At 69.7% G+C, this 14,758-nt stretch carries 14 protein-coding genes; 7 read left to right on the plus strand and 7 right to left on the minus strand.

Going from position 1 to position 14,758, the window contains the following annotated elements; translation table 11 throughout:
* Positions 1-34: 34 nt before the first annotated feature.
* Positions 35-316, minus strand: a complete 282-nt coding sequence (locus tag ACLKOY_RS17375; protein WP_042536481.1) for an HPr family phosphocarrier protein — start codon at positions 314-316, stop codon at positions 35-37.
* Positions 313-630, minus strand: coding sequence for a PTS sugar transporter subunit IIB (locus tag ACLKOY_RS17380; RefSeq protein ID WP_436454725.1), 318 nt, complete (start codon positions 628-630; stop codon positions 313-315). Before ACLKOY_RS17380 ends, ACLKOY_RS17375 begins: the two co-directional genes overlap by 4 nt.
* Positions 631-795: 165 nt before the next feature.
* Between ACLKOY_RS17380 and ACLKOY_RS17385 the strand changes: the two genes are divergently transcribed.
* Positions 796-2,718, plus strand: coding sequence for a BglG family transcription antiterminator (locus ACLKOY_RS17385; protein ID WP_436454726.1), 1,923 nt, complete (start codon positions 796-798; stop codon positions 2,716-2,718).
* A gap of 8 nt (positions 2,719-2,726) precedes the next feature.
* Here ACLKOY_RS17385 and ACLKOY_RS17390 read toward each other — a convergent pair whose 3' ends face one another.
* From ACLKOY_RS17390 to ACLKOY_RS17400, 3 genes are read right to left on the minus strand one after another with little or no spacing between them, the layout of a single operon-like run.
* Positions 2,727-2,990: an HPr family phosphocarrier protein gene (locus ACLKOY_RS17390; protein ID WP_436454727.1), complete on the minus strand. Its 264-nt coding sequence runs from the start codon at positions 2,988-2,990 to the stop codon at positions 2,727-2,729.
* Positions 2,991-2,995: 5 nt separating this feature from the next.
* Positions 2,996-4,666 carry a phospho-sugar mutase gene (locus ACLKOY_RS17395; RefSeq protein WP_436454728.1) on the minus strand — a complete coding sequence of 557 codons (1,671 nt, stop codon included), beginning with the start codon at positions 4,664-4,666 and terminating at the stop codon, positions 2,996-2,998.
* Complete coding sequence (locus ACLKOY_RS17400; RefSeq protein ID WP_436454729.1) at positions 4,663-5,496, minus strand: purine-nucleoside phosphorylase; 834 nt, start codon at positions 5,494-5,496, stop codon at positions 4,663-4,665. The genes ACLKOY_RS17395 and ACLKOY_RS17400 overlap by 4 nt, the downstream gene beginning before the upstream one ends.
* A gap of 48 nt (positions 5,497-5,544) precedes the next feature.
* Here ACLKOY_RS17400 and ACLKOY_RS17405 point away from each other — a divergent pair, with 48 nt between their 5' ends.
* Both ACLKOY_RS17405 and ACLKOY_RS17410 read left to right on the plus strand, forming a co-directional pair.
* The gene (locus ACLKOY_RS17405) at positions 5,545-6,999 is read left to right on the plus strand and encodes an NAD(P)H-quinone dehydrogenase (protein WP_194285947.1); all 1,455 of its coding nucleotides are present in this window, start codon (positions 5,545-5,547) and stop codon (positions 6,997-6,999) included.
* Between the two features lie 13 nt (positions 7,000-7,012).
* Positions 7,013-7,894: a hypothetical protein gene (locus tag ACLKOY_RS17410; RefSeq protein WP_436454730.1), complete on the plus strand. Its 882-nt coding sequence runs from the start codon at positions 7,013-7,015 to the stop codon at positions 7,892-7,894.
* Between the two features lie 54 nt (positions 7,895-7,948).
* Here ACLKOY_RS17410 and ACLKOY_RS17415 read toward each other — a convergent pair whose 3' ends face one another.
* Both ACLKOY_RS17415 and ACLKOY_RS17420 read right to left on the minus strand, forming a co-directional pair.
* Positions 7,949-9,715 (minus strand): acetyl/propionyl/methylcrotonyl-CoA carboxylase subunit alpha, encoded by a 1,767-nt coding sequence (locus ACLKOY_RS17415; RefSeq protein ID WP_436454731.1) that lies wholly within the window; start codon positions 9,713-9,715, stop codon positions 7,949-7,951.
* Between the two features lie 78 nt (positions 9,716-9,793).
* Positions 9,794-10,432 carry a Maf family protein gene (locus ACLKOY_RS17420; protein ID WP_436454791.1) on the minus strand — a complete coding sequence of 213 codons (639 nt, stop codon included), beginning with the start codon at positions 10,430-10,432 and terminating at the stop codon, positions 9,794-9,796.
* A gap of 23 nt (positions 10,433-10,455) precedes the next feature.
* On the opposite strand from ACLKOY_RS17420, the gene ACLKOY_RS17425 reads away from it, so the two are divergent.
* From ACLKOY_RS17425 to ACLKOY_RS17440, 4 genes are read left to right on the plus strand one after another with little or no spacing between them, the layout of a single operon-like run.
* Positions 10,456-11,685: a class I SAM-dependent RNA methyltransferase gene (locus ACLKOY_RS17425; protein WP_436454732.1), complete on the plus strand. Its 1,230-nt coding sequence runs from the start codon at positions 10,456-10,458 to the stop codon at positions 11,683-11,685.
* A 41-nt stretch (positions 11,686-11,726) separates the two neighbouring features.
* Positions 11,727-12,389, plus strand: coding sequence for a response regulator transcription factor (locus tag ACLKOY_RS17430; RefSeq protein WP_140037550.1), 663 nt, complete (start codon positions 11,727-11,729; stop codon positions 12,387-12,389).
* A complete protein-coding gene (locus ACLKOY_RS17435) occupies positions 12,379-13,611 on the plus strand; it encodes an ATP-binding protein (RefSeq protein WP_363576000.1) in 1,233 nt (410 codons plus the stop codon). The genes ACLKOY_RS17430 and ACLKOY_RS17435 overlap by 11 nt, the downstream gene beginning before the upstream one ends.
* Positions 13,608-14,618: a hypothetical protein gene (locus tag ACLKOY_RS17440; RefSeq protein ID WP_436454733.1), complete on the plus strand. Its 1,011-nt coding sequence runs from the start codon at positions 13,608-13,610 to the stop codon at positions 14,616-14,618. Before ACLKOY_RS17435 ends, ACLKOY_RS17440 begins: the two co-directional genes overlap by 4 nt.
* Positions 14,619-14,758 lie beyond the last annotated feature (140 nt).

Consider the following 14,758-nt stretch of genomic DNA (forward strand, 5'->3'; position numbering starts at 1 on the left):
ACTCCGAGACCGATACCGACTCCTCTGAGCTCGCTCACGCGCCGGCGTCCTGGTCATGGTCGGTCGTGAGCAGCTCGGTGAGCGTGTCGAGCACGCCTTCGGCGCTGTCGCCCTCGGCCGTCAGCGTGACGTAGTCCCCGTGTTCGATCGCGAGCGCGATGACGCCGAGGATGCTGGCCGCGTTGACCGCCTTGCCCGAGTCCTTCGCGATGGTCACAGGGATACCCGAGTCCTTCGCCGCCTGCGCGAACAGCTTCGCCGGACGGGCGTGGAGTCCATGGGATGAGCCGATGCGGACGGTGCGAGAGACGGTCATGATGTTCCTTTCGGGGTGTTCCTGGCGTCGGCGACGATCGACCGCGCCAGCGCCAGCGTGCGGGTGCCGTCGCGGTCGGCGAAGACGTCGTCGGGGAGCACGGCCACCTGAGCGGGGGCGGCCTGGCGGATCGCTTCGAGGCGATCGGCGAGATGAGGACCGACGAGGATCAGGTCGTGGTCGCTGCCGGCGACGGAGTGCTCCATGCCGGCTGCGGCGTCCCAGTCGAGGCCGGCCTCGGAGGCCGCCCGGCGGAGTCGTTGCGCGACGAACGTGCTCGACGCACCGGCGCCGCACACCACGAGGATCTTCATCGATGCTCACCTTTCCTGAGAACAGTCTGGGAAGAGGCGGGGTGCGGTCGCCAACAGGTTCCTTTCCGCCCCTGCGGAACATCTGTTTCGGAGCGGGGCACCCTGCTTCCTGACATCATGGAAGTCACGTCAGGACAGTGCAGTCGGCACGGAGGAGGGAGCATCATGTCGCGACAGCGCCAGGACCAGCTCCTGTCGTCCCTGCTCCGACAGGAGAAGTGGGTGACGGCGGCGAATCTCGCCGACCAGCTCGGCGTCACCCCGCGCAGCATCCGCTCGTACGTCGCCGCCCTGAACGCCAGGACCGGAGCCGCGGATGCCGTCGAGTCGGGCCCCGCCGGGTACCGCGCAGGGTCGGGGGCTCGCAACGCGCTGCGCGCCCGGCAGAGTGGGGATTCCGCTCCGCGCGACCGCCTGCACGGTCTCGTGCGCACCCTGCTCGATGTGCCGGACGGCGTCGACGTCTTCGCGACGGCCGATGCGCTGCACGTGAGCGAAGCCACTCTCGAGGCTGACCTCGCCCGCGTGCGCACGCTGCTCGACGGCACCGACCTCACCCTCGAGAGAGACCGGGAGATCGTGCGGCTCCGCGGCAACGAGGCGGCACAGCGGCGCCTGCTGTCGCGGCTGGCGCACGACGAGATGGACGCCGCGTCGTTCCACCCCGAGACGTTCCGCCGCGCGCTCGCCGGAGGGGTCATCGCCGCGGATGCCGTCGGACCCTTCAAGTCCGAGCTGGTGCGCGAACTCGGCGAGCAGGGCTACTACGTCAACGAGCTCGCGATCTCCGACGTCCTTCTGCACATCGCCATCGCCGCCGAGCGGGTCGCCGCAGGGCACGCGCTCGAGTCGGGGCCCGCCGGTGCACGTGAGGAGATCCCGCGGGTCGGCGCCGTGATCGCCCGCCTCGCCCAGCAGCACTTCTCGGTCACGCTCGGAGACGGCGACAGCGGCCATCTCGCCTCCCTCGTGCTCACCCGCATCGTGGCCCCGGGAGAGGATGCCGCGGGTGACGTCGCCCGCAGCGGTGTGGACCCGCGGGTCGAGACCGCCGTCCGGGCCGAGATCGCGAGGGCGGCGGAGGACTTCCAGGTCGATCTGGTCGACGAGACCTTCGTGCTGCGCCTCGCCCTGCACGTGCAGAATCTGATGCGTCGAGCCGAGGAGAGCGCGCTGACCCGCAACCCGCTCACCCGCTCGCTCAAGACCTCGTATCCGATGATCTTCGAGGTCGCCGTCTCGATAGCCAGTGGACTGCACGACCGACTCGGCACGCCGATCCACGACGACGAGATCGCGTACATCGCCATGCACGTCGGCGGCCGGATCGAGCGCAGCCGCAAGGCCGAGTCGATCCTCACCGCGACCATCGTGTGTCCCGGCTACTACGAGCTGCACGAGCTGCTGCGCTCGAGCGTCGACCGCTCGCTGGGATCGGCGATCGAGGTGACCAGCGTCATCACCAAGGTCGACCCGGATTGGTCGTCGTTCGACACCGATCTGGTGCTCAGCACGATCGAACCGGGGGCGGCGGGCGATCGCTTCGTGCGCATCCAGCCGTTCCTCACGGATGCGGATGTCGATCGGATCCAGCAGGCTGCAGCGCGCGTCAGACGCGGCAGACGCCTGACCAGACTCCGTGCCGAGCTCGCGCGCTATTTCGTCGCCGATGCTTTCGTCTACCCGCTGCCCGATGAGGGCGAGGAGGCGATCATCCGACGACTGGGCGGGCTGCTCGTGGATGCCGGTCTCATCGGCGACGACTACGTCGACAACACGATCCTCCGCGAACGGATGTCGTCGACGGCGTTCACCGATGCCCTCGCGGTGCCGCACGCGCTCCAGATGACGGCGACGCGCACCGCGATCGCGATCGGCGTCGCCGACGGTTCGGCGGCCTGGGGGGAGGGGCGAGTGCAGGTGGTCGCCCTCGCCGCCTTCAGCGAGAGCGACCGCGCCGCGTTCCAGACCGTGTTCGAGCAGCTCGTCGAGGTGTTCAGCGAACGAGAGAGCGTGCAGCGGATACTCCGTCGAGGAACGACCTTCGAGGCGTTCCTCGACGAGCTCGTCGCCGTCATCGACGGCTGACGGCAGCTTCAGGTCCGAGGATCCAGCACGCCGGCCAGAGTCTCGAGGACCGATTCGGCATCCGCCGACTCCGCAGTCTCGAGCACCACCGCGTCGCCGGGCGCGAGTGCGAGGTCCATCAGCGCGAGAACGCTGCTGAGGTCCACGACCGCGCCCGACGACGTGCTCAGAGTCACGGCGTGCGGGTGCGCCTGCACGAGCCTGACGAGCTCGGCGACGGGGCGCGCGTGCACCCCGTTATGGGCGCTGATCACGACATGTCTTCTCGGCATGCGGCCTACGAGCGTTCTTCCAGGAGCACACGCACCGCGGCCTCGAGCTCGCCGACCGTCGCACTGGCCCGCTCCGCGGAGTCGGCGGTGGCGTCGATGTAGACCTTGAGCTTCGGCTCGGTGCCGCTCGGACGCACGATGATGCGCGAGCCGTCTGCGAGCCGGTAGCGCAGCACGTCGCCCGACGGCCGACCCTCGTCGGCGTGCAGCAGATCCTCCGCAGAGGCGATGACGTGGCCGCCGAGCTGCTGCGGCGGGAGGGTGCGCAGCGACAGCATCACACTGCCGATGACCGAGAGGTCGTCGACGCGAACCGACACCTGTCCGCTGGCGAAGTGGCCGTAGGTGTCGCCCAGCTCCGACAGCAGGTCGGCCATCGACTTGCCCCGCTCGTGGGCTTCGGCCGCGAGACCGAGAACCGCCACGGCGGCCGAGATGCCGTCCTTGTCGCGCACGGTCTCGGGGTTCACGAGGTAGCCGAGGGCCTCCTCGAATCCGAACACGATGCCGGGGGCCCGCGAGATCCACTTGAAGCCCGTCAGCGTCTCGTGGAAGTCGAGCCCGTGGTGCGCGGCGACCGCGCCGAGGCCGGGGGAGGACACGAGCGAGCACGCCAGCGAGGCGCCGGGAGTGCCCGCGGCCGCCCTCGCGGCTCGAGCGCCGAGCAGCAGCCCGACCTCGTTGCCGGTGAGGCGTCGCCATCCGTTCTCCGACGACGCATCCGGGATGGCCACGGCGAGGCGGTCGGCATCCGGATCGTTCGCGATGATGAAGTCCGCCTGCACCCGACGCGCCCGAGCGAACGACAGGTCCATCGCCCCCGGCTCCTCCGGGTTGGGGAACGACACGGTGCGGAACGTCGCGTCGGGCTTCAGCTGCTCCTCGACGACCATGGGCTGCGGATATCCGGCGGCCGACACGATCTTCGACAGTGTCTCCCAGCCGACCCCGTGCATCGCGGTGTAGACCCACCGCAGGTCCGATGCGCCCGCAGGCGCCGGAGCGATCGCGGCTGTCGCGGCCACGTACGCCTCGACGACGTCCTCACCCGCCGTCTCGTAGTCGGTGGAGCGAGACAGTGCCGAGACGTCATCCGCGTCGGCGATCCGCTGGATGTGCGCGGCGATCTCGGCGTCGGCGGGTGCGACGATCTGCGAACCCTGGTCGGCGCCGCCCAGGTAGACCTTGTAGCCGTTGTCGTTCGGCGGGTTGTGCGACGCCGTGACCATGACACCGGCATCCGCTCCCAGGTGGCGCACCGCGAAGGCGAGCACCGGCGTCGGCAGCAGCCGCGGAAGCAGGATCGCGCGGAGACCGGCCCCGGCGAACAGCTCGGCGGAGTCGGTCGCGAACACTCGGGAGTTGCGGCGTCCGTCATAGCCGACCACGACCGTCGGCGTGCCGCCGCGCGACTTCTCGCGCAGGTAAGAGGCGAAGCCCGCGGCCGCCTGCGCGACGAGCACACGGTTCATGCGGTTGCTGCCGGCCCCGAGCGCCCCGCGGAGCCCTGCCGTGCCGAACGCGAGCCTCGTGCTGAAGCGGTCGTCGAGGTCGGAGGCAGCCGCCTCGTCACCGGCCGCCGCTCTCGTGATGACCGCGGCCAGTTCGTCGCGGGTCTCGTGATCCGGGTCCTGTCTCATCCAGGCGCGCGCCTGCGCGAGGCGCTCGTCGTTCACAGCGCCTCGACCACTCGTGCCAGCAGGGCCGAGATCACCGGCTCCGCCTCGCGGCCGGCCTCGATGACCTCGGCGTGGCTGAGCGGCGTCTTCTGGATGCCGGCCGCGAGGTTGGTGATGAGCGAGAATCCGAGGATCTCCATGCCGGCCTCGCGTGCGGCGATCGCCTCGAGGGCCGTGGACATGCCGACGATGTGGCCGCCGATGTGCTTCGCCATCTGCACCTCGGCGGGCGTCTCGTAGTGCGGGCCGCGGAACTGCGTGTATACGCCCTCATCGAGCGAGGGATCGACGCCGCGGGCGATGTCACGCAGGCGCTGGGAGTAGAGGTCCGTGAGGTCGATGAAGGTCGCGCCCTCGAGGGGCGAGTCGGCGGTGAGGTTGATGTGGTCGCTGATCAGCACCGGCTGGCCGGGGGTCCAGGTCTCGCGGACGCCTCCGGCGCCGTTCGTGAGCACCATGATCTCGGCGCCCGTCGCCGCGGCGGTGCGCACGGAATGCACGACCCGGCGCACGCCGTGGCCCTCGTAGTAGTGGGTGCGGGCACCGATGACGAGCACGTTCTTGCCATCGGGGGTGCGGATGCTGCGCAGAGTGCCGACGTGCCCTTCGAGAGCGGGCTTCGAGAAGCCGGTGACCTCGGTGGCGGGGATGGTCGCTGTGGTCTCGCCGATGATGTCGGCGGCCTTGCCCCAGCCGCTGCCGAGGGTGAGGGCGATGTCGTGCTTCTCGACTCCGGTCAGGCGCGCGATGTCGGCGGCTGCGGCGGCTGCGATCTCGAACGGGTTCGCGTTCGGTTCGTCGAGGGGGTTGCTGTGTGTTTCGGACATGGATCCACTCTAGGAAGGTGCAGGCTCGGGGGCCAGGATTGCGGAAGAATGGAGATCATGTCTTCCACCCCTTTTGAGCGCACTCAGCGCGTCGCCGTGCTCGGCGGCGGTCCCGGCGGCTACGAGGCGGCACTCGCCGCCGCCCAGCTCGGAGCCGAGGTGACCCTGGTCGAGCGCGTGGGCGTCGGCGGCGCGGCGGTCCTCACCGACGTCGTGCCCTCGAAGAGCCTGATCGCCACGGCCGATGCGGCCATCGCGATTTCGGAGGCATCCGACCTGGGTGTCCAGTTCTATGCGAAGGGCGAGCACGGCAAGCCGCTGAAGCCCGAGATCGCCATCAACCTCGCCGCCGTGAACAAGCGCCTCATCGCTCTCGCCGGCCAGCAGTCCGAAGACATGCGATCGGCGCTGCTCGAAGCCGGCGTGCGCATCCTGTCCGGGCACGGGCGCCTCGAGGGGCCGAACGCGATCATCGTCTCCACCGGTCACGGCGGCACGGACTTCGACCGCATCGAGGCCGACACGATCATCGTGGCGGTGGGTGCTTCGCCGCGCGAGCTGGATTCGGCCAAGCCCGACGGCAAGCGCATCCTCACCTGGACGCAGTTGTACGACATGAAGGCGCTTCCGGAGCACCTCATCGTCGTCGGCTCCGGGGTGACCGGTGCGGAGTTCGCCTCCGCCTACATGAACCTCGGCGCCAAGGTCACCCTGGTGTCCAGCCGTGACCAGGTGCTGCCGGGGGAGGACCAGGATGCCGCGCGCGTGCTCGAGAAGGTCTTCAAGCGCGGTGGCATGACGGTGCTCTCCAAGGCTCGCGCCGAGAAGGTCGAGGTCACGAAGGACGGCGTGACGGCGACGCTGTCTGACGGGCGCACGGTCGACGGCAGCCACTGCCTCATGGCCGTCGGATCGATCCCCAACACCGCGGGCATCGGCCTCGAGGATGCGGGAGTCGAACTCGACGAGAGCGGACACGTCCGCGTCAACCGCGTGGCGCGCACCTCGGTGCCCAACGTCTACGCCGTCGGAGACTGCACGAACTTCTTCCCGCTGGCCTCCGTCGCATCCATGCAGGGCCGTACGGCCGTCTTCCATGCGCTGGGCGACATCGTGATCCCGCTCGAGCTGATCAAGATCACGTCCAACATCTTCACCGCTCCCGAGATCGCGACGGTCGGCTACTCCGAGAAGGACGTCGAAGACGGTGTGGCTGACGGTCTCGTCTACAAGCTGCCCCTCGCCGCGAACCCGCGGGCGAAGATGATGGGCATCAAGGACGGCTTCGTGAAGCTCATCGCCCGCAAGGGCTCCGGCACCGTGATCGGCGGCGTGATCGTCGGACCGAAGGCATCCGAGCTGATCTACCCGATCGCCGTCGCTGTCGAGCGTCGCCTCACGGTCGACCAGGTCTCGCGCGTGTTCGCGGCGTACCCGTCGCTGTCGAGCAGCATCACCGACGCGAGCCGGGCGATGCACCTCGTCAACGCGAAGATCTCGTAGCACCCAGGGCGCAGTGACGGATACGAGCGCGTCTTCACCGATGCAGGAGTGGCCGGCGAAGTGGGGTGGACGTCGCCCCCGACGCAACACCGGCATGCTCTGGCTCGGCGTGGTCCTCTTCGCCGCCGCGGCCGCCATGATCGGATTCTCGGGCGGTGCCGCCGGGCCGCTGTGGTCGGGGGCGTTCGTCGCGCTGTTCGGTCTCACAGCCCTCGCCGTCGCTGCGCGCCCCCCTTTCGCCGAAGGGCGTGCGCGTCTGGTCGACTCAGCGACGCTGGCGCACGGGCGGATAGGGAGCCCTGATGCACGAGTGCACTTCGTGCCGGAGCGGCGGCCGGGCGTCGTCACCCTGACGCTGTGTGTCGTGTGGGCCATCGTGCTCACGGCCGCGACGATCGTGGCGGTCGGAATCGGGCTGGCCGGCCGACCCGAGGCCTTCCTCGGGGTGGCGGTGCTCGCGGCGACCGCCGCGCTGTTCGTCTACACGGCCGTGCGCGCGGCGATCACGCAATACCGCTCCGATTCCTTCGGCCGTCGACCGATGGGGCTGGGCATCGGCCTCGACGGGGTGCTCCTGATGCGTGCCACCGAGACCCTGTACGTGCCGTGGAGCGCGATCCGCCGCGTGGAGCCGGACACGACCGAGCCCCGGCGCGGCATGGACGAGCTCCCGCTCATCAGACTCCGCGTGGATCCGCGTCGCGTGACCGCATCCGACGGGATGCGCGTTCCCGTCACGGTCACCGTCGCCCCGGCGATGCTGAGGACGCACCCGCAGGTCGTCTGGTCGGCGTTGCGCGAGTTCCACGATTCGCCGGCGGCACGCGCTGCTCTCGGCACCTCGGCAGGGCAGCGGATGTTCGACGAGTGGTGCGCCTCCGCGCCTGCGGACTGAAGGAATGACGAAGGCCCCCGCCTCGCGGCGGGGGCCTTCGACGTTCCTACGCGATCAGCTGATCGTGAGCAGCTGGTGCCCGGCCGAGACCGTCGCACCGGCGACCGCGCTGATGTTGGCGATCGTGCCGTCCTTGTGGGCCTGCAGCGGCTGCTCCATCTTCATCGCCTCGAGGACGACGACGAGGTCGCCCTTGACGACCTGCTGCCCCTCCTCGACGGCGATCTTGACGACGGTGGCCTGCATGGGTGACTTCACCGCGTCGCCGGAAGCACCGGCGCTGACCGAGGTGGCGTGGCTGCGACGCGACGGCGGCACGGCGGCCGGTCGTCCGGCGGTGCCTGCAGCCACCGCGACGCGGTCGGGAAGACTGACCTCGAGGCGCTTGCCGCCGACCTCGACGACCACGGTGTGGCGGTTCTCCGATGCCGCGGGCGACTCCAGCTCGCCATCCCACGCGGGGATGTCGTTCACGAACTCGGTCTCGATCCAGCGGGTGAAGACGCCGAACTCGCCGTTCTCGGCCGTGAAGGCCGGGTCGTTCACGACCTTGCGGTGGAAGGGGATCACGGTCGGCAGGCCGGCGACCTCGAACTCGTCGAGAGCGCGGCGCGACCGCTCGAGAGCCTCGGCGCGGTCCTTGCCCGTGACGATGATCTTCGCGAGCAGCGAGTCGAACGCACCCGAGACCGAGTCGCCGGCGGTGACGCCGGAGTCGAGTCGGATGCCGGGGCCGCCGAAGGTCTTGAAGACGTGGATGGGGCCCGGCTGGGGGAGGAACCCGCGACCGGGGTCTTCGCCGTTGATCCGGAACTCGATCGAGTGTCCGGTCGGCTTCGGGTCGTCGTAGTCGATGATGCCGCCGGCGGCGATGCGGAACTGCTCCCGCACCAGGTCGATGCCGGTGACCTCTTCGGAGACGGGGTGCTCGACCTGCAGGCGGGTGTTGACCTCGAGGAACGACACGGTGCCGTCGGCGCCGATCAGGAACTCGCAGGTGCCGGCACCCACGTAGCCGACCTCCTTGAGGATGGCCTTGGATGCCGAGTAGAGCAGGTCGTTCTGCTCGTCCGTGAGGAACGGAGCCGGTGCCTCCTCGACGAGTTTCTGGTGGCGGCGCTGCAACGAGCAGTCACGCGTCGAGATCACGACGACGTTGCCCTCGGCATCGGCCAGGCACTGGGTCTCGACGTGGCGGGGCTTGTCGAGGTACTTCTCGACGAAGCACTCGCCGCGGCCGAAGGCCGCGACGGCCTCGCGAGTGGCGGACTCGAACAGCTCGGCGACCTCGTCGAGCTCGCGGGCGACCTTGAGGCCTCTGCCTCCACCGCCGTACGCGGCCTTGATCGCGATCGGCAGGCCGAACTCCTGGGCGAACGCGATGACCTCGTCCGCTCCGGCGACCGGGCCGGGAGTGCCCGGAGCGAGGGGTGCGCCCACCTTCTCGGCGACGTGACGGGCGGTGACCTTGTCTCCGAGCGCCTCGATGGCCTCGGGGGACGGGCCGATCCAGGTCATGCCTGCGCCGATGACGGCGCGGGCGAACTCGGCGTTCTCCGCGAGGAAGCCGTACCCGGGGTGCACGGCATCTGCGCCGGCGCGGCGGGCGATCGAGAGGATCTTCTCGATCTGCAGGTAGGTCTCGGCGCTCGTGGCTCCGCCGAGGGCGTAGGCCTCGTCGGCGAGGCGGGTGTGCAGAGCGTCGCGATCCTGGTCGGCGTACACGGCGACGGAGGCGATCCCCGAGTCACGAGCGGCACGGATGATGCGGACGGCGATCTCGCCGCGGTTGGCGATGAGCACCTTGGCGATATCAGGCATGCTTGCCAGCCTAGCGAGAAGGGTGGCGTTCTCTTTGACGACTCTCCACAAGAAAGTGGGAGAAACGTCGACGAGACTCTACGACCAGAGGTCGGTCCAGGTCACGCCGAGTTCTGCGGCGAGGCGGCGCACTGTCGACAGTGACATCCCGACCACCGTCGACGGGTCTCCGTCGACGCGCGTGATGAAGGCTCCGCCCAGGCTGTCGACCGTGAACGCGCCGGCGACGAGCAGGGGCTCGCCGGAGGCGACGTAGGCGGTGATCTCGGCATCCGTGATGTCATCGGCGAACGTCACCGAAGCCTCCGCGGTCGCGGTGGCCTCGATCGGCGCAGCACCGGGCGAGACCCGGAAGACGGAGTGTCCCGAGTGCAGGATGCCGGTGGCACCGCGCATCTCCTTCCACCGCCTCGTCGCCTCCTCCGGTGTGTACGGCTTGCCGTAGACACGGCCGCCGAGCTCGAACATCGAGTCTCCGCCGATCACGATGCCGTCGAACGACCCGTCATCCGCGAGCCGCTGAGCGACATCCGCGGCCTTGGCGCGAGCGAGCAGGAGCACGAGGTCGGCGGGCGCGAGGTCGGCGCCCCGTTCGGCTGCGGCGGCCGCGGCGACGGCATCCTCATCCACTCCCGGCGACTGGGTCAGCGGTTCGATACCGGCCTGACGCAGCAGCATGAGGCGGGCGGGAGAAGTGGAGGCGAGGCAGACGCGCATGTTCACCACCGTATCCTCGAAGGATGACTTCCTCCCCAGCCCTGCTCGATCTGGACATCACCGGCATCGCGCACGGCGGCACGTTCATCGCCCGCCACGAAGGTCGGGTCGTGTTCGTCTCCGACGCCATCCCCGGTGAGCGGGTCCGCGCGCGCCTGAGCGAGGATTCGACCGGTGACTCGAAGAGCTTCTGGCGCGCCGAGACGGTCGAGGTCCTCGAGGCGTCGCCGCACCGCCGGCCGCACATCTGGGCGGAGGCCGACGTCTCGCGCGCCCCGGAGGATCGGCCGGGTGGCGCCGACCTCGGACACATCGACCTCGCCCAGCAGCGCGTGCTGAAGCGCCAGGTGCTGACCGAGGCGCTCGATCGCTTCGCCGGCCCCGGACTCGAGGCCCCCGAGATCGAGGCCGTCGACTCGACCGACGGCACGGGGTGGCGCACGAGGGTCACCCTGCACGTCGATGACGAAGGCCGAGTCGGACCCTACGCCGCACGCAGTCACCGGGTGATCCCGGTGAACTCTCATCCGCTCGCCCGCCCGGCGGTCGCGCAGGCGGCGCTGCGCCTTGCCGGCGGCGAGGCCGGAAGCGTCGACCTCGTCGAACCCGGCGACGGTGACGTGCGGGTCATCCGTCGGGACCGCCTCGCAGAGCGCCCGGCGCGGGGCCAGCACCGTCGACCTGCACCCGAGGTCGTCTACGAGCAGGTGGGCGACCGTCGTTTCCAGGTCGATGCCGGGGGATTCTGGCAGGTGCACCCGCGTGCCGCCTCGGTGCTCGACGGCGCCGTCTACGGCATCCTCGACGGTCATGTCGACCCCGAGAAGAAGCACTTCGATCTCTACGGAGGCGTCGGGCTCTTCGCCGCGTCGCTCGCAGATCTCGGCGGCACCGATATCGTCACGGTCGAGTCGAGCAGGCGCGCGACCGCTCACGCCCAGCAGAACCTCGCACCGCTCGCAGTGAACGCCGTCACGGCGAGAGTCGACCGCTACCTCGCCGGAATCCCGGCGGGTACGCGCGCAGGAGCCGTCGTCCTCGACCCTCCGCGCGCGGGTGCAGGACGCGCGGTGGTCGACGCGCTGAACACGCTCGCCCCCGAAGCCATCGCCTATGTCGCGTGCGACCCCGTCGCCCTCGCCCGCGACCTCGGCACGTTCCGCGAGCACGGGTGGAACGTGGGGACTCTGCGCGGGTTCGATCTGTTCCCGCACTCGCATCACTTCGAGGTCGTCGCGCTGCTCACGCGGTGACCGATGATCTGCGAACGCCGACTTCTCAGTAGGCTGGGCGGATGAGCAGGGTCGCACTCATCGACGATCACGAATCCGTCCGCCTCGGTCTCGAGGCGGCGTGCGCTCGTGACGGAGCGCAGACCGTCGTCTTCTCCGGCAGCACCGTCGTGTCGTACCTCGAGTGGAGGTCGGCGACGTCAGCGCAGCCCGCCGATGTGGTGGTGCTCGACCTGACGCTCGGCGACGGCACCACGGTGACCGAGAACGTCCGATCGCTCGTCGCGGACGGCGCGAGCGTCGTGATCCACAGCGTCGCCGATCGCCCGGCAGCCGTGCGCGAGGCGCTCGCGGCCGGAGCCGCGGGCGTCGTGAGCAAATCCTCGGCGCTCGACGACGTGCTGGATGCCATCCGCACCGTCGCTCAGGGGGAGGCGCTCAACAACGTCGAGTGGGCGAGTGCGGTCGACGGCGATCGCGACTTCGCCGATGCCCAGCTGTCGACCCGTGAGCGCGAGGTTCTGCGGTTGTACGCCGCCGGACTGCCGTTGAAGGCGGTGGCCGAGCGACTCGGCGTCGCGTACTCGACCGCGAAGGAGAACATCACTCGCATCCGGGTCAAGTACGTGGAGGTCGGTCGACCGGCCCCGACGAAGGTCGACCTTCTGCGTCGCGCGATGGAGGATGGGATCGTCGCCGCAGACGGGGCACCGAGTGGCCGCTGATCCGCTCAGCATCCGCGAGGCCTGGAGCAAGATCCCGTCTCCTGGCAGCGTGGAGACCGAGTTCGAGCGCTTCACCGGCAAGCGCATGGAGCGCATCCTCGCCACTGTCGTCGCGATCGGATCGGGCGTTCTCGGAGCGCAGGCCCTGATCGCGGGCATCACGACGACATCGGCGTCGGATACCGCACGCATCGCGATGCTGCTCGTGGTCTTCATCCCGCTGATCGTGATGCTCATCGCGTGCATCATCGGTCGTGGCGTCAGGACGGCGTCGGGAGCGTTCGCGATCGTCTACACGCTCGCGCTCGGTGCGTGGCCGAGTTTCGTCGACCCGGTGGGCAAGGCGGCCGACCAGCCGTGGATCTTCTTCCTCGTCAACGTCGGCGTCGTGGCCGCCATGCTCGCATTTCCGCTCTGGCTCCAGTTCGCGTGGGCCCTGTGCCTGCCGTTCGTCTACGGCTACGTCCGTCTCGTCGAGGGCGACTTCTCGCGCGACTTCTGGGTGACGACGGCCTTCGACGTGTCGTTCACCCTGATTCTCGGGTTCGTCATCATCGCGCTGGGGTGGATGTTCCGTTCCGTCGCCGCGGGCGTCGACGAGGCCCGTGCACGGGCGGTCGCCTCGTACGCCGGGGCAGCGGCCGCAGCCGCGGCGGAGGAGGAGCGCGCGGCCATGTCGGCCCTCATGCACGACAGTGTTCTCGCGGCACTGATCGCCGCCGAGCGTGCGGAAGGCGAACGAGCGCAGGACCTCGCCGTGGGCATGGCCCGCGAGGCTCTGACGCGTCTGGCGAACACCGAGGCCGCTGTCGCGCAGGAAGGGAGTGACGAGCCGGTCGGCGCGGCGCAGATCGTCGTCGAGCTCCGGCGGGCGCTCTCGGAGCTCGGAGCGGATGCGATCGTCGAGGAGCGAGGCGGGATCGGCCTGATCCCCGGACGCGCTGCGAGAGCACTCGTGCTCGCCGCCAGACAGGCGCTCGGCAACGCCGTCACCCACGCGGGCGGGCGCGGCCTGCACATCCTCGTGGAGGGCCGAGGCGAAGAGGGCATCACCGTGACGATCTCGGACACCGGCCCCGGGTTCGATCCTCGGGCCATCGGTGCCGACCGCCTCGGAATCAGAGCATCGATCTTCGCGCGCATGGCCGGAGTGGCCGGCACGGCAGAGATCGACTCGAGCGAGTTCGGCACCACTGTGACTCTGGGGTGGGAGCTTCCATGAATCGCACCGTGCGTAGTGTCGCGACCTCGCTCGCCGTCGGCTTCGCGATGTACTTCGCCGCCAGAGGTGTCTGGTGGATCGAGCAGCCCTCCGCGCCGCTGCTGATGGTCGCGGCGATCGCCCTGTATCTCGTCGTCGTCAATGTCGCGATCCTGTGGGACTCGGCGATCTCCGTGCGAATGCCTCTCTGGGCGGCGTTGGCGACCCTGATCTCGAGCCTCCTGATCCCGGTACTCGTGACGCTGTCTCTCGATCCGCTCACGCGTACGGCGCCGTTCGCGACCTGGTACATCGGCGCGCTCGGTCTGATGGGCGTGGTGTGCATCGTGCGACGTCGGTTCGTGATCGGGTGGCTGGTGGTGGCCGTCCTCCTCGTCACATCGTCGGCGTATCTCGGATTCTTCGTCGCTCTGTCGCTCGGTCTCGTCGGCTCGCTCATGTGGGTCGTGATCGCTCACCTGCTGGTGATCTTCTGGGACAGAGCCGTGCGCGACACCGAGCGTCTCGCGGGGATCCAGCAGGCGGTGTCGGCGTGGCACGCGACTCAGCAGGTGCGCCAGAAGGAACGTCGCCTGCGCACGCAGTTCGCGCTCGCGGTCGCGGGACCCGTGCTCAGTCGCACGGTCGCATCTCGCGGTTCGCTCTCCGACGAGGAGCGTCTGCAGGCGCGTCTGGCCGAGGGGCGCCTCCGGGATGAGCTCCGCGGTGCTGATCTGCTCAACGACGCGGTGCGGGATGCGATCGAGGACGCGCGTCGCCGGGGTGCCGTCGTCACGGTCTTCGATGAGGGCGGCCTGGCCGATGTCGACGAGGAGAGGCGCGCGACGATCCGCGACGAGCTCGCGCGAGTGCTGCGTGACGCCGATGCGGAGCGGTGGATCATCCGCGCGGCCCAGGATCCGCTCACTGCGGTGACGGTGGTCGGGCGGGCAGGTGCAGGCGGGCAGAGCGATGACGACGCCGTCGACGTGTGGCACGAGATCCCACGAGACGCGCCAGAGGCCTGACGCATGGCCCCTGCCCTCGGCTCTGGCCGGGGGAGGAGGTCAGAGTCGAGGTCAGACAGAGTGGGCGAGGGGCGGCGAATCCGCCAGCCCCTCGCCAAGCGGACAAGTTACCCGAAAACCGTCCGCTGGTGGCCGGTCTG

It is taken from the genome of Microbacterium sp. K2 (genome assembly GCF_051365005.1).
GTDB lineage: Bacteria > Actinomycetota > Actinomycetes > Actinomycetales > Microbacteriaceae > Microbacterium > Microbacterium foliorum_B.